At 72.0% G+C, this 18,661-nt stretch carries 21 protein-coding genes; 15 read left to right on the top strand and 6 right to left on the bottom strand.

The features are described 5' to 3' along the window. Window positions 1-94 precede the first annotated feature (94 nt). Window positions 95-1,420 carry a PH domain-containing protein gene (locus M4V62_RS19945; protein ID WP_249588607.1) on the bottom strand — a complete coding sequence of 442 codons (1,326 nt, stop codon included), beginning with the start codon at window positions 1,418-1,420 and terminating at the stop codon, window positions 95-97. Window positions 1,421-1,434: 14 nt separating this feature from the next. Continuing rightward, window positions 1,435-1,953: a PH domain-containing protein gene (locus M4V62_RS19940; protein ID WP_249588606.1), complete on the bottom strand. Its 519-nt coding sequence runs from the start codon at window positions 1,951-1,953 to the stop codon at window positions 1,435-1,437. Window positions 1,954-2,016: 63 nt separating this feature from the next. Here M4V62_RS19940 and M4V62_RS19935 point away from each other — a divergent pair, with 63 nt between their 5' ends. Then, window positions 2,017-3,168, top strand: coding sequence for an NADH-quinone oxidoreductase subunit D (locus M4V62_RS19935; protein ID WP_249588605.1), 1,152 nt, complete (start codon window positions 2,017-2,019; stop codon window positions 3,166-3,168). Here M4V62_RS19935 and M4V62_RS19930 read toward each other — a convergent pair. Next, window positions 3,133-4,104 carry an SAM-dependent methyltransferase gene (locus tag M4V62_RS19930; protein ID WP_249592908.1) on the bottom strand — a complete coding sequence of 324 codons (972 nt, stop codon included), beginning with the start codon at window positions 4,102-4,104 and terminating at the stop codon, window positions 3,133-3,135. The two genes, M4V62_RS19935 and M4V62_RS19930, sit on opposite strands and share 36 nt — an antisense overlap. A 162-nt stretch (window positions 4,105-4,266) precedes the next feature. Here M4V62_RS19930 and M4V62_RS19925 point away from each other — a divergent pair, with 162 nt between their 5' ends. Both M4V62_RS19925 and M4V62_RS19920 read left to right on the top strand, forming a co-directional pair. After that, complete coding sequence (locus M4V62_RS19925) at window positions 4,267-5,469, top strand: sensor histidine kinase (RefSeq protein ID WP_249588604.1); 1,203 nt, start codon at window positions 4,267-4,269, stop codon at window positions 5,467-5,469. Window positions 5,470-5,567: 98 nt separating this feature from the next. After that, complete coding sequence (locus M4V62_RS19920; RefSeq protein WP_249588603.1) at window positions 5,568-6,242, top strand: response regulator transcription factor; 675 nt, start codon at window positions 5,568-5,570, stop codon at window positions 6,240-6,242. Window positions 6,243-6,311: 69 nt separating this feature from the next. Here M4V62_RS19920 and M4V62_RS19915 read toward each other — a convergent pair whose 3' ends face one another. Further along, window positions 6,312-7,424 carry a DUF5937 family protein gene (locus tag M4V62_RS19915; protein ID WP_249592907.1) on the bottom strand — a complete coding sequence of 371 codons (1,113 nt, stop codon included), beginning with the start codon at window positions 7,422-7,424 and terminating at the stop codon, window positions 6,312-6,314. A gap of 219 nt (window positions 7,425-7,643) precedes the next feature. Here M4V62_RS19915 and M4V62_RS19910 point away from each other — a divergent pair, with 219 nt between their 5' ends. Next, the gene (locus tag M4V62_RS19910) at window positions 7,644-7,904 is read left to right on the top strand and encodes a hypothetical protein (protein ID WP_249588602.1); all 261 of its coding nucleotides are present in this window, start codon (window positions 7,644-7,646) and stop codon (window positions 7,902-7,904) included. Here M4V62_RS19910 and M4V62_RS19905 read toward each other — a convergent pair. Beyond that, a complete protein-coding gene (locus M4V62_RS19905; RefSeq protein WP_249588601.1) occupies window positions 7,861-9,033 on the bottom strand; it encodes a threonine aldolase family protein in 1,173 nt (390 codons plus the stop codon). The genes M4V62_RS19910 and M4V62_RS19905 overlap by 44 nt on opposite strands. Window positions 9,034-9,193: 160 nt before the next feature. On the opposite strand from M4V62_RS19905, the gene M4V62_RS19900 reads away from it, so the two are divergent. From M4V62_RS19900 to M4V62_RS19850, 11 genes are all read left to right on the top strand, one after another. After that, on the top strand, window positions 9,194-10,132 hold the full coding sequence (locus M4V62_RS19900) for a Rossmann-like and DUF2520 domain-containing protein (RefSeq protein ID WP_249588600.1): 939 nt from the start codon (window positions 9,194-9,196) through the stop codon (window positions 10,130-10,132). Beyond that, window positions 10,129-11,130, top strand: coding sequence for a pantoate--beta-alanine ligase (gene panC / locus M4V62_RS19895; protein ID WP_249588599.1), 1,002 nt, complete (start codon window positions 10,129-10,131; stop codon window positions 11,128-11,130). Before M4V62_RS19900 ends, panC begins: the two co-directional genes overlap by 4 nt. Next, window positions 11,127-12,866: an L-aspartate oxidase gene (locus M4V62_RS19890; protein WP_249588598.1), complete on the top strand. Its 1,740-nt coding sequence runs from the start codon at window positions 11,127-11,129 to the stop codon at window positions 12,864-12,866. Before panC ends, M4V62_RS19890 begins: the two co-directional genes overlap by 4 nt. A 2-nt stretch (window positions 12,867-12,868) precedes the next feature. Beyond that, window positions 12,869-13,852 (top strand): carboxylating nicotinate-nucleotide diphosphorylase, encoded by a 984-nt coding sequence (gene nadC, locus M4V62_RS19885; protein WP_249588597.1) that lies wholly within the window; start codon window positions 12,869-12,871, stop codon window positions 13,850-13,852. Between the two features lie 7 nt (window positions 13,853-13,859). Further along, on the top strand, window positions 13,860-14,666 hold the full coding sequence (locus tag M4V62_RS19880; protein WP_249588596.1) for a type III pantothenate kinase: 807 nt from the start codon (window positions 13,860-13,862) through the stop codon (window positions 14,664-14,666). Between the two features lie 174 nt (window positions 14,667-14,840). Then, a complete protein-coding gene (locus M4V62_RS19875) occupies window positions 14,841-15,221 on the top strand; it encodes a hypothetical protein (RefSeq protein WP_249588595.1) in 381 nt (126 codons plus the stop codon). A 127-nt stretch (window positions 15,222-15,348) separates the two neighbouring features. Continuing rightward, window positions 15,349-15,960, top strand: coding sequence for a hypothetical protein (locus M4V62_RS19870; protein ID WP_249592906.1), 612 nt, complete (start codon window positions 15,349-15,351; stop codon window positions 15,958-15,960). A gap of 13 nt (window positions 15,961-15,973) precedes the next feature. Next, window positions 15,974-16,144 carry a hypothetical protein gene (locus tag M4V62_RS19865; RefSeq protein ID WP_249588594.1) on the top strand — a complete coding sequence of 57 codons (171 nt, stop codon included), beginning with the start codon at window positions 15,974-15,976 and terminating at the stop codon, window positions 16,142-16,144. Window positions 16,145-16,298: 154 nt separating this feature from the next. Continuing rightward, a complete protein-coding gene (locus M4V62_RS19860) occupies window positions 16,299-16,820 on the top strand; it encodes a BlaI/MecI/CopY family transcriptional regulator (protein ID WP_249588593.1) in 522 nt (173 codons plus the stop codon). Between the two features lie 9 nt (window positions 16,821-16,829). Continuing rightward, window positions 16,830-17,363: an amino-acid N-acetyltransferase gene (locus tag M4V62_RS19855; protein WP_160506416.1), complete on the top strand. Its 534-nt coding sequence runs from the start codon at window positions 16,830-16,832 to the stop codon at window positions 17,361-17,363. Between the two features lie 223 nt (window positions 17,364-17,586). Further along, on the top strand, window positions 17,587-17,925 hold the full coding sequence (locus M4V62_RS19850) for a histone-like nucleoid-structuring protein Lsr2 (RefSeq protein WP_249588592.1): 339 nt from the start codon (window positions 17,587-17,589) through the stop codon (window positions 17,923-17,925). Here M4V62_RS19850 and M4V62_RS19845 read toward each other — a convergent pair. Next, complete coding sequence (locus M4V62_RS19845) at window positions 17,904-18,497, bottom strand: SCO3374 family protein (RefSeq protein WP_249588591.1); 594 nt, start codon at window positions 18,495-18,497, stop codon at window positions 17,904-17,906. The genes M4V62_RS19850 and M4V62_RS19845 overlap by 22 nt on opposite strands. Window positions 18,498-18,661 lie beyond the last annotated feature (164 nt).

The following is an 18,661-nucleotide window of genomic DNA, read 5'->3' as shown; positions in this document are numbered from 1 at the left end:
TATCCAGCCCGTCCGATCCAGCCCGTCCGGCGTTTGAGGACGAACTCGGCGGAGCCGGTGATGACGGCACGCAAGGCTCCCGAGCAGCGGTCCCTCACGCCATCCACCGGTCGGGCCGCGCAGCCCTGCGCCCCGTACGAGACCTCTCGGCCTGCGCGGACAGCAGCGTGGCCGCCTCGTCGGCGGGACGCAGCCGCGCCGTCACCGTCTTGTTCGCCCCCGTGTCCACCTGCACGTCCGCCACGCCCTTGAACCGCTCCCAGGGCCCCTGCGTGAGCCGTACGCTCTGCACCTTCGCGTGCGGCACCAGGGACAGGCGGCGGCGCAGCAGACCGTGCCGCGCGGCGAACACCGTGTCCGTCACCGTCAGGCCGTACCCCTTCCACCACACCGGAAGGCACCACGCCGCCCGCGCGGGAGGGCGGATCAGCTCGGCCGCGGCCGGCACCCGCACGCCCGGCAGGATCCGCGCGATCACGGACTCGGCGACCTCGCGCGGCGCGACCGGGACCAGGACGCCGTTCGACGAGCCCGCCACGTCCAGCTCCACCCGCACCCAGCCGTGGCGCCGCCACAGCCACGGCTCCACGACGCGCACCGTCTGCACCCGCCCCGGAGGCACCGTCTCGTGCGCCTTGTCGAGCAGCCCGTGGTCGATGCGCAGGCCGTCGGGGGACTCGCCCACCTTCCAGTCGTACTCCCCGATGAAGCGCCCCACACTGCTGGCGAACGCGCCGCCCAGCATGGGAAGTCCGGTCGCGAGCACCGTCCACAGATTGTGCGTGGCGAACCACAGGAAGGGCGGCACGATGAGCGTGGCGACGAGCATGCCCCACGTCGTGCCGGTCAGGAGCAGGGAGATCGCGAGCATGCGCGGCTGTACGTGCACCAGGTTGTTGACGGGCGCCTCGCCGACCTCACGGGCCGTCTCGGGCGCGAAACCGGCCGCCCGCGCGAGGAGTTCGGCCCGCAGGACGGAAGCGTCCTCCTGGCCCAGATAGGCCAGTTCGTCCTTCTTCTCCGTGCCCACGACATCCAGCTTGAGCTTGGCGACGCCCACGATGCGGGCCGCGAGCGGCTGCGTCACGTCCACGGCCTGGAGCCGGTCGAGCCTGATGTGCGCGGTGCGCCGGAAGACCAGGCCGGTGCGGATGCGCAGTTCGGTGTCGGTGACGGCGAAGTGCGTGAACCACCAGCTCATGAAGCCGTAGAGGGCGCCGCCCAGGAGGACGACGGCGATCCCGGCGAGGAGTTGGGTCACGGGGAGCTCGGAGGCCCGCCGCTGCGTGCCGCTCGGGTCGTGCACGGCGAAGCCCACGACGACCGCGACCGGGGCCCAGGCGCGGCGCAGGGGCGTGATGGGGTGCAGACGCCGCTCTCGTACGTCATCGGCGCCCGGGGCGTGTTCTTCCCCCGTCACCTCACGAACGCCGCTCACAGCCCCGCCGAGCGGGCCTCGCCCAGCTCGGTGAGCCGGTCGCGCAGGCGCTCGGCCTCCTGGGGGATGAGGCCGGGGATGCGGGCGTCCGTGGCCGCCGCAGCCGTGTGCAGCTGCACGCTGGCCAGGCCGAAGTGCCGCTCCACGGGCCCCGATGTCACCTCGACGAGCTGCATCCGGCCGTACGGGACGATCGTCTCCTCGCGCCAGAGCACGCCCCGGCTGATCAGCAGGTCGTCGGCCCGCTCCGCGTACCGCCAGGAGCGCCAGTTGCGCCCCAGCATCGGCCAGCCCCACGCCACGAGGGCCAGGGGCAGCGCCGCGAAGGACGCCCATGCGGGGCCCGCGAACATCCCCAGGAGCACGCCGAGCGCCACCGCGACCGGCACCAGCCACACCACCAGGAGCAGCCGCCGCATGCGCAGCAGGTCCCGTGGCAGCCCGGTCCACTCCGGCTCCGCCGCTGACTTTCCCGGCTCCGCCGGCCGTGCCGGCTGTGCCGTCCCCGTTTCCATGCCTCAAGCGTACGTAGCCGAGGTGACAGTCGCGTAGGAGCGCGCGTACGAGAGAATGCGCGCATGAGCCCCACGACGGAGACCACGCTCGGCATCGGCGGCGCCGCGGAGAGCACCGACATGGTGCTCAACATCGGCCCCCAGCACCCGTCCACGCACGGCGTGCTGCGGCTGCGCCTCGTCCTCGACGGCGAGCGGATCCAGCAGGCGGAACCGGTCATCGGCTATATGCACCGCGGTGCGGAGAAGCTCTTCGAGGCGCGTGACTACCGGCAGATCGTGGTGCTCGCCAACCGGCACGACTGGCTGTCCGCGTTCTCGAACGAACTGGGTGTCGTCCTTGCCGTGGAGCGGATGCTCGGCATGGAGGTGCCCGAGCGCGCCGTCTGGATGCGCACGCTCCTCGCCGAGCTGAACCGCGTCCTCAACCACCTGATGTTCCTCGGCTCGTATCCGCTCGAACTGGGCGGAATCACCCCGGTGTTCCACGCGTTCCGGGAGCGTGAGGAGCTCCAGAACGTGATGGAGGAGATCTCCGGCGGCCGCATGCACTACATGTTCAACCGCGTCGGCGGCCTCAAGGAGGACCTCCCGGCGGGCTGGTCCACGCGCGCGCGTGCCGCCGTCGCCTCGGTCCGTTCCCGCATGGACGTGTACGACAAGCTGGTGCTCGGCAACGAGATCTTCCGGGGGCGTACGCGCGGCGTCGGAGTGCTGTCCCCTCAGGCGGTGCACGCCTACGGAGTGAGCGGTCCCATCGCCCGTGCCTCCGGAGTCGACTTCGACCTGCGCCGTGACGAGCCGTACCTCGCGTACGGGGAGCTCCAGGACACCCTGAAGGTCGTCACGCGCCAGGAGGGCGACTGCCTGGCCCGCTTCGAGGTGCTCCTGGAGCAGACCCACAACGCCCTCGACCTCGCCGACGCCTGCCTGGAGCGGCTCGCCGAGCTGCCGCAGGGGCCGGTCAACCAGCGCCTCCCGAAGGTGCTCAAGGCTCCCGAGGGCCACACGTACGCGTGGACCGAGAACCCCCTGGGCATCAACGGCTACTACCTGGTCTCCAAGGGCGAGAAGACCCCGTACCGCCTGAAGCTCCGCTCGGCGTCGTACAACAACATCCAGGCCCTCGCCGAGCTGCTGCCCGGCCAGCTCGTCGCCGACATGGTGGCGATCCTGGGGTCACTGTTCTTCGTGGTGGGCGACATCGACAAGTAGCGGGTCCGTGATGCCGACCGGCTGGGCGAGCCACCCGAAGTCGCCGAGCCCGCCGGCCGCGGTGAGCTCCGCCGCCGCTCCCGCCTGCGCGAGGGCCCGTACGTAAGCGGCCGGGTCGGTGGAGGCCAGGGACAGCGGCGGGCGGCCACCGCTCACCCCCAGGGCGTGCAGGGCCGCGCGCTGGGTGAGCAGGGAGGCTCCCGGCAGCGCGCACGCGTCGAGTGCCACATGGGCCGTGATGTCGCAGGTGCCGTCCGGCACGGGCGCCGTCTCGCGGCCCACGCGGAAGCCGGTCAGCGTGCCGAAGGGCGGCCTTCCCGCGCGGTCGTGCGCGTAGTCGACCGCGACCGCGAGGCCGCGGGTCAGCGTCGCCGCGGCCGCCGCCCACGCCTCGTCCCTGGGGCGGCCGATCTCCGCGCGCAGGCCCGGCTCCGGGGCGAGCGGCCACCAGCGCGCGAGCCAGGAGGCGTCCGCGCCCTCGACCGTCCCGCCGAGCGATTCGGTGCCGTCGCCGCGTACGAGGACGCGGCGCACCAGGCCGTCGGGGTCCACCTCGGCGATCTCCAGGGGGACGTTGTCCAGCCATTCGTTGGCGAAGAGCAGGCCGGTGACGCCGGCGGGCGGACGGGCGCACCACTCGATGCGCGGGTCGAGCCCCGCGGGCCGGTCGGCCCGCTCGACCGCACAGGCACGCGCGCGTGGCGCCACGTCCGGGGGCAGCGCGGCCAGGACGCCCGCGGTCAACTCGCCCCGGCCCGCGCCGAGGTCGACGAACGCCAACTCGTCCGGGTGGTCGAGCGCCTCGTCCACGCGGCACAGGAGCCGGGCCACCGCGCCCGCGAAGAGCGGCGAGGCGTGCACCGACGTCCGGAAGTGCCCCGCGGGCCCTTCGGGGCGCAGATAGAAGCCGTCAGGCCCGTACAGCGCGCTCTCCATGGCCTCCCGCCAGCCACGCCGCACGTCCTGCCGCTCACCTCGGACCTCGTTCGTCACGCGAGAAGGCTAAGCGGGCCTCCACCTTGGGGAGTACATGCGAGGGGTACGGATCGGACCTCCGGTTGACCCCGGAGGGCCGTCGCGCTGCCTACGCTGGGTTACGTGCAGCGCGTCTATGACTTCCTCCGCAGACACCCGACCGGGGTCGATGGCTTCTGGGCCCTCGTCCTGCTCGGGATCTCCGGGATTGGCCTCGTCACCATGGCCGACGCGGAAGGCCATGACCCGGCGGTCCCGGCCGCCCTCGTCGTCGTCGGCATGTCCGTCGTGGTGGCGCTGCGCCGCAAGTACACCGAGAAGATGCTGATCCTCGCCGCGGTCCTCGGCGTCGCCCAGCTGATCTTCGACGTGAAGACGATGCCGGCCGACTTCGCCATGCTGGTGATCATCTACACCGCGTCGGCCGACGGCACCAAGTGGGCCTCGCGTTTCGCCCTGATGGGCGGCCTGTGCGCGGCTCCGCTGTCGTCGTTGCGCTGGCCGGAGGAGAGCATAAGCACCTTCGGCAGCATCTTCTTCGCGATCTTCCAGATGGTGCCCTTCGCCCTCGCCTGGGTGCTCGGCGACTCCATCCGCACCCGCCGCGCCTACTTCGCGCAGCTTGAGGAGCGCGCCGACCGCCTGGAGAAGGAGCGGGCGGCGCAGTCCAAGGTCGCGGTGGCGGCCGAGCGGGCCCGCATCGCACGTGAGCTGCACGACGTCGTCGCGCACAACGTCTCGGTGATGGTCGTCCAGGCGGACGGCGCCGCGTACGTCCTCGACACGGCCCCCGAGCAGGCCAAGCAGGCCCTGGAGACCATCTCGGGCACCGGGCGGCAGGCGCTCGCCGAGATGCGCAGGCTGCTGGGTGTGCTGCGCACCGGCGAGCACCAGGAGGGCGGTGAGTACGTCCCGCAGCCCGACGTCGAGCAGCTCGACGAGCTCATCGAGCAGGTGCGCACGGCCGGTCTCCCGGTCGACTTCAAGGTGGAGGGCACCCCGCGCCCGCTGCCGAGCGGCGTGGAGCTCACGGCGTACCGCATCGTGCAGGAGGCGCTCACCAACACCCGCAAGCACGGCGGTGAGAACACCGGCGCGAGCGTGCGCCTCGTCTACTTCGACGACGGCCTGGGCCTGCTTGTCGAGGACGACGGCAAGGGCGCGCCGCACGAGCTGTACGAGGACGGCGGCGCCGACGGCAGCGGGCACGGCCTGATCGGCATGCGCGAGCGCGTCGGCATGGTCGGCGGCACGCTGGACGCGGGGCCGCGGCCGGGCGGAGGCTTCCGCATCAGTGCGCTTCTCCCGCTCAAGCCCGCGAGCTGACACCTGTCACCGAATCGTCCACGCCATACGCTCATGAACACGATCCCCTCGCTCATGAACCACTCGCTCTTGAAACCGTCTCCACGAAAGGGCCTTTGATGTCGATCCGCGTCATGCTCGTCGACGACCAGGCGCTGCTGCGCACGGGGTTCCGGATGGTGCTCGCCGCACAGCCGGACATGGACGTCGTCGCCGAGGCGGGCGACGGGGTCGAGGCGCTTGCGGCGCTGCGGACGACCGAGGTCGACGTGGTGCTCATGGACGTACGCATGCCGAAACTGGACGGCGTGGAGACGACCCGGCGCATCTGCCAGGACGAGAACCCGCCGAAGGTCCTCATCCTGACGACCTTCGACCTCGACGAGTACGCCTTCTCGGGGCTGAAGGCGGGCGCGTCCGGTTTCATGCTGAAGGACGTGCCCCCGGGGGAGCTGCTCGCCGCGATCCGCTCGGTGCACAGCGGTGACGCGGTGGTCGCGCCGTCCACGACGCGGCGCCTTCTCGACCGCTTCGCGCCGATGCTGCCGAACGCGGGCGGGCAGCCGCAGCACAAGGAGCTGGAGCGGCTCACGGACCGCGAGCGCGAGGTCATGATCCTGGTCGCCCAGGGGCTCTCGAACGGCGAGATCGCGGCGCGGCTCGTCCTGTCGGAGGCCACGGTGAAGACGCACGTGGGCCGCATCCTGACCAAGCTCGGCCTGCGGGACCGGGTGCAGGTGGTGGTCCTGGCGTACGAGACGGGTCTGGTGCGGGCGGGCGGCGGGGGCGCCTGACGGCCGCGCTGCCCCTCTGGGGCACGGCCGCGCTGCCTCTCCGGGGCACGGCCGCGCTGCCTCTCGGGGTCAGCGCAGGATGCCCTCCAGGAAGTCGCTGCCCAGGCGGGCCACCACGGTGACGTCCAGCTGGTGCATCACGTACCGGCCGCGGCGCACCGTCGTGACCAGGCCCGCCTTCTTGAGGAGCGTGAGGTGCCGGGAGACCTCCGGCGCCGTGAGCCCGGTCGCGTGGGCCAGCTCGCCGGTGCTGAAGGGCGCGCGGGCCATGTCGCGGCACAGCCGCAGGCGCACCGGGTGCGCGAGGGCCGTGAGCCGCCGCTCCAGGGTCTCCACGGAGGTCGGCTTGGCCAGGTCCGGGGCGGACACGGGGTAGTGGATCACCGGGCGCCAGCCCGGGGCGTGCAGGACCATCAGGTGCGGCCAGGCGAAGTGCGAGGGCACGAACGTGAGCCCCGCGCCCAGGGTGTGGTCCAGGGCCGTCGTGGTGCCGGGCACCAGCTTGTCCGCGGTGATGCGGCGGCCGTCCGCGTCCACCGAGAGCGCCGCCGACACCGAGGTGAGGACTTCGGCCAGGCCCTTGCGGCGCAGTATCTCCGTCTTGTGCCGGGCGTCGGCGGCCAGTTGGACGCGCACCCGCCGCCAGGTGTCGGCGAAGAACGCCTCGTCGCAGTCTTCAAGGAGGCGGCGCAGCCAGGCCCGGACGGTCTGCGGATCGGTCAGGAGGCGCTCGGCGAAGTCCAGTTGCCGGGTGCCGCGCGTGGCGGCGAGCTCCAGGGCGCGGGCGCCACGGACGGGGTCGGTGAGCGGCGAGGGACCGCCTTCGTTGTACGTCGTGCCGCAGGTGAACTCCAGGGCGGCCATGACGAATCGCTCGTCGTCCAGGCGGTCGAGGAGGTCGAGCTCATCGGCGAGCGTCGCCCCCGGCCTGCCGTCGCCGTCGACGAGCCCCGCGAACGGCATGAACACGTCCGAGAACGTGTTCCGCCACAGGAAGTCGGCCTCGCACAGCCGGTCGGCGAGGTCCGGCTTGAGGCAGGCGGTGGTCGCGGTGGCCCAGCCGTGCAGCCCCGGATGGTGTCCGGGCTCGGCCAGCGCGTGCAGCGCGACGCCCAGCTCCGCCAGGGGCGAGGGGTCGAAGAAGATCCGCTCCTGCGGCAGGCCCGCGATCTCGATGTGCACGCTCATGGACCCATCGTGCACCGCGCCACCGACATCCCGGCCGCCGATTGACGACCGGCGTCAATCGGCGCGACGCCGGCGTGACGGCGGGCGCAGTCTGTGGTGACCGGGCCGCGCATGGCCCCTGATGCCACCACCACCCACTCCTGCGCCGACTCTGTTTCCCGTCGACCCATGAGTGCCCGATAAGTACTATTTGTCTTGAGAGGCGAACCCGTCATGAGCATCACGCAGCAGTACCTGCTCGACAGCTACCGCGCCGCCCAGCACGACGAGCGGACCCCGCCGGCCCCCGGTCAGCAGGACTGGCAGGTCATCCGCGAGGTGCGCGACTACGGACGCTTCCGTGCCGTGGTCGAGGGGCGTCCTGCCCAGGGACGCATCCGCGCCGCCCTGGCCCGGATCGCCCGCGCGGGCTCCGCCGGGCGGGGCTCCGTCAGCCGGGGATCCGTCGCACGAACTCCGCGACCGCATCATTGACGTCGCCGGGCGTCCACTCCAGGCCCGCCTCGGTCACGGTGACCTCCGTGACCGAGAGGCCGGGCGGCCCGTCGGCGAACCAGCGGCCGAACAGCTGGGTCTTGGTCTCCTCCGCCTGCCCGAGCGCCGCCTCGGTCAGGACCTCGGAGTCGTACGGCAGCCAGACCTGGAACTGATGGGTGTGCGGCTGCTCGGGGTGCACGCGCGACCACGGCACCCCGGCGGCCGCGAACCCTTCGCGCAGCGCGTCGGCGACCACGCGCGCGTGGGCCACGTGGTCCGGCAGCCTCGGGAGCGTGTTCTTCAGGCCGAGCAGGGCGGACACGGCGGCCGGGAACTGCTGGAAGATCTGGCCGCCGTACCGGTGCCGCCAGGTCCGCGCCTCGTCGACCAGGGTGCGCGGGCCCGCGAGGACCGCGCCGCTCAGGCCGTCCAGGGACTTGTAGAACGACACGTACACGGTGTCCGCGAGCCCGGCGATCTGGGCGAGGGAACGGCCGAAGTGCGGTGTGCACTCCCACAGGCGCGCACCGTCGAAGTGCACGACGGCGTCGCGTTCGCGGGCCGCCTCCACGACCTCTTCGAGCTCCTCCCAGGACGGCAGCACGAAACCGGCGTCCCGGAGCGGCAGTTCGAGCATCAGCGTCCCGAAGGGCTCCTCGAAGTCCCGCACTTCCTCGGCCGTGGGCAGCCGCGGCTCCCGCGTCGGGTGCACCGTGCGCAGGCCGCTCACCGCGGAGAGCGCGCCGCCTTCGTGGACCTCGGGGTGGGCCTTGGGGTGCAGGGCCACGGTCGCGTTGCCCGTGCGGCCCGCCCAGCAGCGCAGGGCGACCTGCTGGGCCATCGTGCCGCTGGGGAAGAAGGCGGCCGCCTCCTTGCCGAGCAGCCGCGCGACCTCGTCCTCCAGGCGGGCGACGACCGCGTTGCCGTAGATGTCGATCGGCTCGTCCGGGCCCACGACCTCGGCGGCCGCGTCGGCGAGTGCCGAGAGCCGTGCGGTGAGCGGCAGGTGCGCGGACCAGCGGTGCAGGGACCGGGTGGCGCCGAGGGCGGCGGCCCGGCGGCGGGCGGCCGCCGGGTCCTGCTCGCTCGCCTCGCTGTCGGCTCCGGCTCCGTCGTGTGAAGTCATCCCCCGAGCATGGCGTGCGACCGGCCGCCCGCGCGCCCCGGTCATACGAATACCCACAGCCTGTGGACAGCCGAGGACGCGGCGCGGACCAATCGCGTTAGCATGACGAGAAATCGTCCGGTACCCGGAGCGGACTGGAACGGGAAGAAGGCGTCATCACGTGAACGCACCTCATCAGCCAGACCCGCGGGACCGCCCCGCGAGGCTCACGGTGGGTGTCGTGGGAGCGGGCCGAGTCGGCCCCGCGCTAGCCGCGGCACTCCAGCTCGCCGGGCACCGCCCGGTCGCCGCGTCGGGAGTCTCCGACGCCTCCGTACGACGCGCGGCGGTCCTGCTGCCCGACGTCCCCCTCGTCCCGCCCGCCCAGGTTCTGGAGCGCGCCGACCTCGTCCTCCTGACCGTGCCGGACGACGCCCTGCCCGGCCTGGTCGAAGGCCTCGCGGAGACCGGTGCCGTGCGCCCCGGCCAGCTGATCGTGCACACCTCCGGGCGGTACGGCACCAAGGTGCTCGAACCCGCCCTGCGCGCCGGAGCCCTGCCGCTCGCGCTGCACCCCGCCATGACGTTCACGGGCACCCCCGTCGACGTGCAGCGCCTCGCGGGCTGCTCCTTCGGCGTGACCGCTCCCGAGGAGCTGCGTCTCGCCGCCGAGGCGCTGGTCATCGAGATGGGCGGCGAGCCCGAATGGATCGCCGAGGAGTCGCGCCCGCTCTACCACGCGGCGCTCGCGCTCGGCGCGAACCACCTGGTCACGCTGGTCGCCGAGTCCATGGAGCTGCTCCGAGACGCGGGCGTGGAGGCCCCCGACCGGATGCTCGGCCCGCTGCTCGGCGCCGCCCTGGACAACGCGCTGCGGTCCGGCGACGCCGCCCTCACCGGACCCGTCGCGCGCGGGGACGCGGGCACCGTCGCCGCGCACGTCGCCGAGTTGCGCAAGCACGCCCCGCAGACCGTCGCCGGGTATCTGGCGATGGCCCGCGCGACCGCCGACCGCGCGCTCGCCCACGGACTGCTCAAGCCCGAGCTCGCCGAGGACCTCCTGGGAGTCCTGGCCAACGGCGGGAGCGTGACCGGCGACGGCGAGGGAGGCACCCGATGACCAGCCTCGTGCACACCGCCGAACCGCTGCGCACGCGCACGCGTGCCGGCCGCCGTGCCGTCGTCATGACCATGGGCGCCCTGCACGAGGGCCACGCCACGCTGATCCGCACCGCACGCCGCATCGCCGGCGACGACGGCGAAGTCGTGGTCACGGTCTTCGTGAACCCCCTCCAGTTCGGCGCGGGCGAGGACCTCGACCGCTACCCCCGCACGCTGGACGCGGACGTCAAGATCGCCGAACAGGAAGGCGCGGACTTCGTGTTCGCCCCCTCTGTGGACGAGGTCTACCCCGGCGGCGCACCGCAGGTCAGGATCAGCGCCGGACCCATGGGCGCACTCCTCGAAGGAGCCACGCGCCCCGGCCACTTCGACGGCATGCTCACGGTCGTCGCCAAGCTGCTGCACCTCACCCGGCCCGACGTCGCGCTGTACGGCCAGAAGGACGCCCAGCAGCTCGCCCTCATCCGCCGCATGGTGCGGGACCTGAACTTCGGCATAGAGATCGTCGGTGTGCCCACCGTCCGCGAGGACGACGGCCTGGCCCTCTCCAGCCGCAACCGCTATCTCTCCCCGGCCGAGCGGCGCACCGCGCTCGCGCTCTCCCAGGCCCTCTTCGCGGGCCGCGACCGGCACGCAGCGCAGGAGGCCCTCCACGCGCGCGCGGCGCAGGCCCCCGTCACGCACGCGCGCGCCGACGCCCTGAACGCCCTGGGGGAGTCCCGCGCCGCGGCCGACACCCACGCACTCGCCCAGTCCGTCACGCCGACCGTCCCCGGCGGCCCCGCGGCCGTCCGCGCAGCCGCCCGGCACGTCCTGGACGAGGCGGCCCGCCGCAAGCCCCCGCTGGAGCTGGACTATCTGGCGCTGGTCGACCCGGCCGACTTCACGGACGTACAGCCGGGCCACACCGGTGAGGCGGTCCTCGCCGTGGCGGCCAAGGTCGGCGCGACCCGGCTGATCGACAACATCCCGCTCACGTTCGGAGCCACCACATGAGTGCCACCGGAATACGGCTGCATGCCCCCGCCCCCGGCTGGTCCCTGGAGGCCGACGTCGTCGTCGTCGGCTCCGGAGTGGCCGGACTGACCACGGCCCTGCGCTGCTCGGCGGCCGGCCTGAAGACCGTCGTGGTCACCAAGGCCAGCCTTGACGACGGCTCCACGCGCTGGGCGCAGGGCGGCGTCGCCGCGGCACTCGGCGAGGGCGACACCCCCGAGCAGCACCTGGAGGACACCCTCGTGGCGGGCGTGGGCCTGTGCGACGAGGAGGCCGTGCGCACCCTGGTCACCGAGGGCCCCGGCGCCGTCCGGCGCCTCATCGAGACCGGCGCCCACTTCGACACGAGCGCCGAAGGCGCCATCGAGCTGACCCGCGAGGGCGGCCACCACCGCCGCCGCATCGCGCACGCGGGCGGCGACGCGACAGGCCTGGAGATCTCCCGCGCCCTGGTCGAAGCGGTCCGCGCGCAGTCCATACCGACCGTGGAGAACGCCCTCGTCCTTGACCTGCTCACCGACGCCGACGGCCGCACCGCCGGTGTCTCCCTGCACGTCATGGGAGAGGGCCAGCACGACGGCGTGGGCGCGGTCCACGCCCCAGCGGTCGTCCTCGCCACCGGCGGCATGGGCCAGGTCTTCTCGGCGACGACGAACCCGTCCGTGTCGACGGGCGACGGCGTCGCGCTCGCCCTGCGCGCGGGCGCCGAGGTGAGCGACCTGGAGTTCGTGCAGTTCCACCCCACCGTGCTCTTCCTGGGGGCCGACGCGGAGGGCCAGCAGCCGCTGGTCTCCGAGGCGGTGCGCGGCGAGGGCGCCCACCTGGTGGACGCGGACGGCGTGCGCTTCATGGTCGGCCAGCACGACCTCGCCGAGCTCGCGCCCCGCGACATCGTCGCCAAGGGCATCACGCGCCGCATGCAGGAACAGGGCGCCGAGCACATGTACTTGGACGCCAGGCACTTCGGCGCCGACATGTGGGAGAACCGCTTCCCGACCATCCTCGCCGCCTGCCGCGCCCACGGCATCGACCCGTTGACCGAGCCCATCCCCGTCGCCCCGGCCGCGCACTACGCCTCCGGCGGCGTCCGCACCGACCCGCGGGGCCGCACCACGGTCCCGGGCCTGTACGCCTGCGGCGAGGTCGCCTGCACCGGCGTCCACGGCGCCAACCGCCTCGCCTCCAACTCCCTTCTGGAGGGCCTGGTCTACGCCGAGCGCATCGCCGCGGACATCGCGGAACGGCACGCGGAGCTGGCCCAGCCCGCCCTCTACGCTGCGGTGCCCGTCCCCGTGCCCGCCCCCGCGCCGGTGCCCCACCCCGACACCCCCGCGCACCCCCTGCTGCCCCCCGAGGCCCGCTTCGCCATCCAGCGCGTGATGACCGACGGCGCCGGAGTGCTCAGGTCCGCCGACTCCCTCTCCGAGGCCGCGGCCCGCCTGGCCCGCATCCACGCGGAGGCGGCGGGCGCGCTCGCCGAGGACGGCAAGACCGCCGAACCCGGCGTCGACACGTGGGAGACCACCAACCTCCTGTGCGTCGCCCGCGTCCTGGTCGCCGCCGCGCAGCGCCGCGAGGAGACCCGCGGCTGCCACTGGCGCGAGGACCGCCCCGACCGCGACGACGAGGCCTGGCGGCGCCACATCGTCGTACGCCTGAACGCGGACCGGACCCTGGCGGCGCACACGACCGAGACCGCAGACTTCCCCCCGACGACCAGCCTTCAGGAGAAGTGACCGTGAGCACCCCCGACGACCTCCCTCTCGCCCCCACCGGCGGCGGCTGCGGCGACGCCTGCGGCTGCGGCTCGGACGACGCCTACGACCCCCTGGAGTGCGGCCTCGACCCCGCTCTCGCGCAGCTCCTGACCGACGCGGGGCTCGACCCCGTGCAGGTCGAGGACATCGCGCACATGGCGATCGAGGAGGACCTGGACGGCGGCGTGGACGTCACCTCGGTCGCCACGATCCCCGAAGAGGCCGTGGCCACCGGCGACTTCACCGCGCGCGAGGCCGGCACGGTCGCGGGCCTGCGCGTCGCCGAAGCCGTCATCTCCCTCGTCTGCACGGACACCTTCGAGGTCGAGCGGCACGTCGAGGACGGCGAGCAGGTGGAGGCGGGCGACAAGCTGCTCAGCGTCACCACCCGCACCCGCGACCTGCTCACCGCCGAGCGCAGCGCGCTCAACCTCCTGTGCCGCCTTTCCGGCGTGGCGACGGCCACGCGCGCGTGGGCCGACGCACTGGAGGGCACGAGCGCCAAGGTCCGCGACACCCGCAAGACGACGGCGGGCCTGCGCGCCCTGGAGAAGTACGCGGTGCGGATGGGCGGCGGCGTGAACCACCGCATGTCGCTCTCCGACGCGGCGCTGGTGAAGGACAACCACGTCGTGGCCGCGGGAGGCGTGGAGCAGGCCTTCAAGGCCGTCCGCGCGGCCTTCCCCGACCTGGCCGTGGAGGTCGAGGTCGACACCCTCCACCAGCTGCGCGAGGTCGTGGACGCGGGCGCCGACCTGATCCTCCTGGACAACTTCACGCCGGGCGAGACCGAGGAGGCCGTGGCCATCGTGGCGGGCCGCGCGATCCTGGAGTCCTCCGGCCGCCTCACCCTGGAGAACGCACCCGCGTATGCGCGGACGGGCGTGGACTTCCTCGCGGTGGGCGCCCTCACCCACTCCTCGCCGATCCTGGACATCGGCCTCGACCTGCGCGCGGCGGAGTGACGACGACATGCTGCTGACCATCGACGTCGGAAACACCCACACCGTCCTCGGTCTCTTCGACGGCGAAGAGATCGTCGAGCACTGGCGCATCTCCACCGAGGCCCGCCGCACCGCCGACGAACTGGCCGTGCTCCTCAACGGGTTGATGGGCATGCACCCGCTCCTCGGCGAGGAGCTCGGCGACGGGATCGACGGCATCGCCATCTGCTCGACGGTCCCCTCCGTCCTGCACGAACTGCGCGAGGTCACACGGCGGTACTACGGAGACGTGCCCGCCGTCCTCGTCGAGCCCGGCATCAAGACCGGCGTGCCGATCCTCATGGACAACCCCAAGGAGGTCGGCGCCGACCGCATCATCAACGCGGTCGCGGCGGTCGAGCTCTACGGAGGCCCCGCCGTCGTCGTCGACTTCGGCACGGCGACCACGTTCGACGCGGTCTCCGCGCGCGGGGAGTACACCGGAGGCGTCATCGCCCCCGGCATCGAGATCTCCGTCGAGGCACTCGGCGTACGCGGCGCCCAGCTCCGCAAGATCGAGCTGGCCCGGCCGCGCAGCGTCATCGGCAAGAACACCGTGGAGGCCATGCAGTCGGGCATTCTGTACGGCTTCGCGGGCCAGGTCGACGGCGTCGTGCAGCGCATGGCCCGCGAACTGGCGGGCCCGGACGGCGATCCCGACGACGTGACGGTCATCGCGACCGGCGGCCTCGCGCCCATGGTGCTCGGCGAGGCCTCGGTCATCGACGAGCACGAGCCGTGGCTGACCCTCATCGGCCTGCGCCTGGTCTACGAGCGCAACGTCTCCCGGAGTTGAGCACTCCGGGAGACGTTCCGCAGCGGTCGCCGTAGTGGTCGCCGCGGCTGTCGACCGCACCCGTCGGCTCATAACCAACGGCTCATAAGCGGGGCTTGCGCACACAACCCCGCGCCCCATAGAAGAGTCTGCGCAGGGACGGGACGTGACCGGGTTCGAGCGGGCGTGGAGCAAATGGGGCGTAGGGGAAGTCTGGTCGCGACAGTGGCCGCCGGGGTGCTTGCCGGTCTTGCCGGACCGGCCACGGCGGCGAGCGCGGCCACCGGGTTCGAGGACGGCCGCGCGGCGCACACGGTGACGTACGCGGTGGACTTCGGCGCGGAAGGCACCGCCGAGGGCCCCGGCGCCCTTGTCGGAGGGCTGTCCACCACGGCCCCACCGTCCGCCACCTCCAGCACGTCCAGCACCTCCAGCACGCCCGGTACCGATGAAGAGGACCGCGGCACCATCGCGGACACCGGCGCGGGTGTGCTCCCCTGGATCACTGCCGTCGCGGCCGGCGCCCTCGGGGTCGGCGCGGTCGTCTTCGCGATGATCCGCCGCCGCTCGGAGTGAGCGCGGCCGCCGCCACGTCCCGCGGAAGCCACGCCAGAAGCCACGCCACAGATTGGCGTTAAGCGGATTTTGTCCGTTTGGCACGTATTGTCGGTCCATGCCCACGCCATACGGATCTCGCGGCGGCATGGCCTTCGGTGCGGAGGAGCTGCGTGTGCTCCGCCGCGCTCTGGCCCTCGCCCTGCATCCAAGCCCCGTCTCCGACGCAGACGTCCAGGACTGCCTCCGCCTCGCCGACGCCGTCGACGAGGCGGTCAGCGAGGGCGCCAGGCTCCGCGCCTTCCTGCTGGCCGACCTCGCCCGCTACCGGGCGGCCCTGCCCGGCACCGCGACCGGCTACCTCGCGCTCATCGAGGACGTCCTGTGCTCCGGCTACCAGCCGGGCGCCGACGACCTCGCCGCGCTGCGCGCCCTGCGCGGCAACCCGGTCGCGGCCGCCCTCCTGGAGCGCTGCCGGACCATCGCCGAACAGGCCGTACGCGCCCGTCTCTCGGGCCGGTCCCATACGTCCGCCCCGGCGCCCCGCCGTCTCGTCCCCGCCTCGCGCACGCGCCTGCTCGCCCTCCCCGGCGGCCGGAGCGAGGCCGACGACAGGGCGGAGCCCAAGCCCAAGACGCCGAGCGCCCCGCCCGCAAAGCCGGCCACTCCCGAGCAGCCCCGCCCCGTGCCGACCCCGGCCGAGGTCTTCCCTCCCAAGCGCCGTCCGGCGGACCCCCCGCACCAGCTCGCCGCGGGCTAGCTACTCTGGGGGCATGGAATACGTCTCCGCGCTCCTGCCCCCCGTAGTGATGGCCGTGTTCTTCGGCGGTCTCATCGTGACGATCGTGAAGACCCAGGGCGGCGCCAACAAGGCCAAGGAAGACGCGGCCGTCGACGCCGTGATCGCCCGAGCCGAAGGCGCCAGGCAGGCCCCCAAGGCCTGACCAGGTCCGACTCCCGGTGACCCGAGGTCACCACCCGCACACTCTTGGCGTACGACTCGCTCTCATTCCGAGTCGTACGCCCTTTTTGTTGCGGAAATGGCGCCTCGCCCACGTCCGTCACGTCATTAGTGACATCTCCCACTATTGTTCTGGTGTGCCTCGCCCCTTGGGAGAACTCGAAGACTCAGTCATGACACGGGTGTGGAAGTGGAACCGCCCCGTGACCGTTCGAGAAGTCCTGGAAGACCTTCAGCAGGAACGGTCCATCGCGTACACCACCGTCATGACCGTTTTGGACAATCTTCATCAGAAGGGCTGGGTGCGCCGTGAAGCGGAAGGTCGCGCCTATCGATATGAGGCGGTCTCCACTCGGGCCGCCTACGCCGCCGCACTGATGAACGAAGCATGGTCGCAGAGCGACAACCCCGCCGCCGCTCTCGTCGCGTTCTTCGGGATGATGTCGGCGGAACAGCGCGAAGCACTCAGCGACGCGATGCGCATCGTGGGCCCGGTCTCTCAAGCGATCCCTGAAGCGATCCCAGAAGCGATCCCTCAAGCGGATCCTCAAGAGACACCTCAAGCGGATCCTCAAGAGACACCTCAAGAGACGCCTCAAGAGACACCTCAAGCGGTCCCGGAGAACCCCGGCGCGGCGGAGCCAGAAGTAGAGCGATAGCGTCCGGTCATGCCAGCAGAACCCCCGGAACTCAGCGCTAAAGCAGTCTCCGTACGCCGGGCGCGCACCGCCGATGTGCCGGTCGTACGCAACCTCCTCGACTCCTACGCCCGTCAGGGGATCCTGCTCGACAAAGCGACGGTCGCCCTTTACGAGTCCATCCAGGAGTTCTGGGTGGCGGAACGCGACGACAACGCCGAGGTCGTCGGCTGCGGAGCCCTCCACGTGATGTGGGAAGACCTCGCGGAAGTGCGCACTCTCGCGGTGAACCCCGATGTCAAGGGCGCCGGAGTGGGTCATCAGGTGTTGGGGAAGTTGCTGCAGACCGCTCGCTGGCTCGGTGTCCGGCGGGTTTTCTGTCTCACCTTCGAAGTCGACTTCTTCGCGAAGCACGGCTTCGTGGAGATCGGTGAGACGCCTGTCGACGGAGATGTCTACAGCGAGCTCCTGCGTTCCAAAGACGAGGGCGTCGCCGAGTTCCTCGGCCTCGAACGAGTGAAACCGAACACCTTGGGCAACAGCCGGATGCTTCTGCATCTGTGATCGTCGCCGGTATTCCGGGCTGCCTGCTGCCCCGGTTCCCTATGTCCGAAACGCGCACGTTTCCAGGGTTCTCGGGGTCCTCAGTCTCTCCCGGGGGTTTGTGTTTTCCCAGCAAAAGCGGTTTGCTTTCCGACGTACTGCAGTACTGCATATAACAGGGGGCGGCGATTCTGCGGCTCGCGCCGTGCGATCCGGCCCTAAGTTATCGATGAAAGGAAATCCGGTGGCACAGAAGGTTCAGGTCCTTCTTGTCGATGACCTCGACGGTGGCGAGGCAGACGAGACCGTGACGTTTGCGCTGGACGGCAAGTCGTACGAGATCGACCTCACCACGTCGAACGCGGACAAGCTCCGCGGTCTTCTTGAGCCGTACCTCAAGGGCGGTCGTCGCACCGGTGGCCGTGGATCGGCCGGGCGCGGCAAAGCCCGTGCCGCTGCCACGAGCGGCGGTCAGGACACCGCGGCGATCCGTGCCTGGGCGAAGGACAACGGTTTCGAGGTCAACGACCGCGGCCGCGTCCCCGCGTCCATTCGCGAGGCCTACGAGAAGGCCAACGGCTGACGACGGGTCCGTCGCAACCGGACCCGGTGGCACTGCGTTGCCGCCGTGTCCACAAGTCGTACGAGACCGGAGCCCACGGCGGGGTCGCTGTGGGGCACGGTGCCACCCCCCACGCACGACAGGGAAGGCAGTGCCGGCAGCGTCGGCTCCACCTCGCACCCGGGCTCTGGGGGTCGCAGCCAGACGGCGGCCCCCTGCGAGCCGGACCACCCCGGAGGCGTGGGCGCGTCGATCCGTCCGCCCGCACCGATGGCCGTGAGGTCGAGGCGGATGCCGCCCCACTCCAGCCACTCCAGGAGTCCCGGAAGCTCGTCGGCGCTCCCTGCGGCCACGAAGAGCCGCATCGATTCCCCCCGCAGAGCCACCGGAGCCTTCGGCCCGAGATGCCGCAGGGCGGCGAAGCCTGCTTCAGCGGGCAACTGCAGTACGTCGAAGCGGAGCCCCGTCAGGAGCTGCACCGGCAGTCCGGGAGGGTGCTCGGCGGTCGCCCAGCCGAGTTCGTTCTCGTACCACTGCCGCACCGGGTCGCTCTGTTCGACCGGTACACGGGTCTTGGGAACGGTGATGGCCATGCCAGGAGCAACCGGCCGGAAGGCTCCTGGGTTACGCAGCGTGTCTTCATGAATGCGCACAGTGCCCGGAAAGAGGGCGTAAGGGCGTGTTCGGCGGCGCAAGGGTGTTCGCCCGTAGCGGAGGGAACCGGCGCGCGCCGCATGGAGTGTCAGTCGTTGCGGGT

This window comes from Streptomyces durmitorensis, from assembly GCF_023498005.1.
Lineage (GTDB): Bacteria > Actinomycetota > Actinomycetes > Streptomycetales > Streptomycetaceae > Streptomyces > Streptomyces durmitorensis.
The sequence above is the reverse complement of the archived record's forward strand: the minus strand, read 5'-3'. Positions and strand labels throughout refer to the sequence as shown.

Coding starts and splice junctions, on each gene's coding strand:
- M4V62_RS19940 (WP_249588606.1), bottom strand. CDS start 1,953: ATGGAAACGGGGACGGCACAGCCGGCACGGCCGGCGGAGCCGGGAAAG.
- M4V62_RS19935 (WP_249588605.1), top strand. CDS start 2,017: ATGAGCCCCACGACGGAGACCACGCTCGGCATCGGCGGCGCCGCGGAG.
- M4V62_RS19930 (WP_249592908.1), bottom strand. CDS start 4,104: ATGGAGAGCGCGCTGTACGGGCCTGACGGCTTCTATCTGCGCCCCGAA.
- M4V62_RS19920 (WP_249588603.1), top strand. CDS start 5,568: ATGTCGATCCGCGTCATGCTCGTCGACGACCAGGCGCTGCTGCGCACG.
- M4V62_RS19910 (WP_249588602.1), top strand. CDS start 7,644: ATGAGCATCACGCAGCAGTACCTGCTCGACAGCTACCGCGCCGCCCAG.
- M4V62_RS19905 (WP_249588601.1), bottom strand. CDS start 9,033: ATGACTTCACACGACGGAGCCGGAGCCGACAGCGAGGCGAGCGAGCAG.
- panC (WP_249588599.1), top strand. CDS start 10,129: ATGACCAGCCTCGTGCACACCGCCGAACCGCTGCGCACGCGCACGCGT.
- M4V62_RS19890 (WP_249588598.1), top strand. CDS start 11,127: ATGAGTGCCACCGGAATACGGCTGCATGCCCCCGCCCCCGGCTGGTCC.
- M4V62_RS19880 (WP_249588596.1), top strand. CDS start 13,860: ATGCTGCTGACCATCGACGTCGGAAACACCCACACCGTCCTCGGTCTC.
- M4V62_RS19875 (WP_249588595.1), top strand. CDS start 14,841: ATGGGGCGTAGGGGAAGTCTGGTCGCGACAGTGGCCGCCGGGGTGCTT.
- M4V62_RS19870 (WP_249592906.1), top strand. CDS start 15,349: ATGGCCTTCGGTGCGGAGGAGCTGCGTGTGCTCCGCCGCGCTCTGGCC.
- M4V62_RS19865 (WP_249588594.1), top strand. CDS start 15,974: ATGGAATACGTCTCCGCGCTCCTGCCCCCCGTAGTGATGGCCGTGTTC.
- M4V62_RS19855 (WP_160506416.1), top strand. CDS start 16,830: ATGCCAGCAGAACCCCCGGAACTCAGCGCTAAAGCAGTCTCCGTACGC.
- M4V62_RS19845 (WP_249588591.1), bottom strand. CDS start 18,497: ATGGCCATCACCGTTCCCAAGACCCGTGTACCGGTCGAACAGAGCGAC.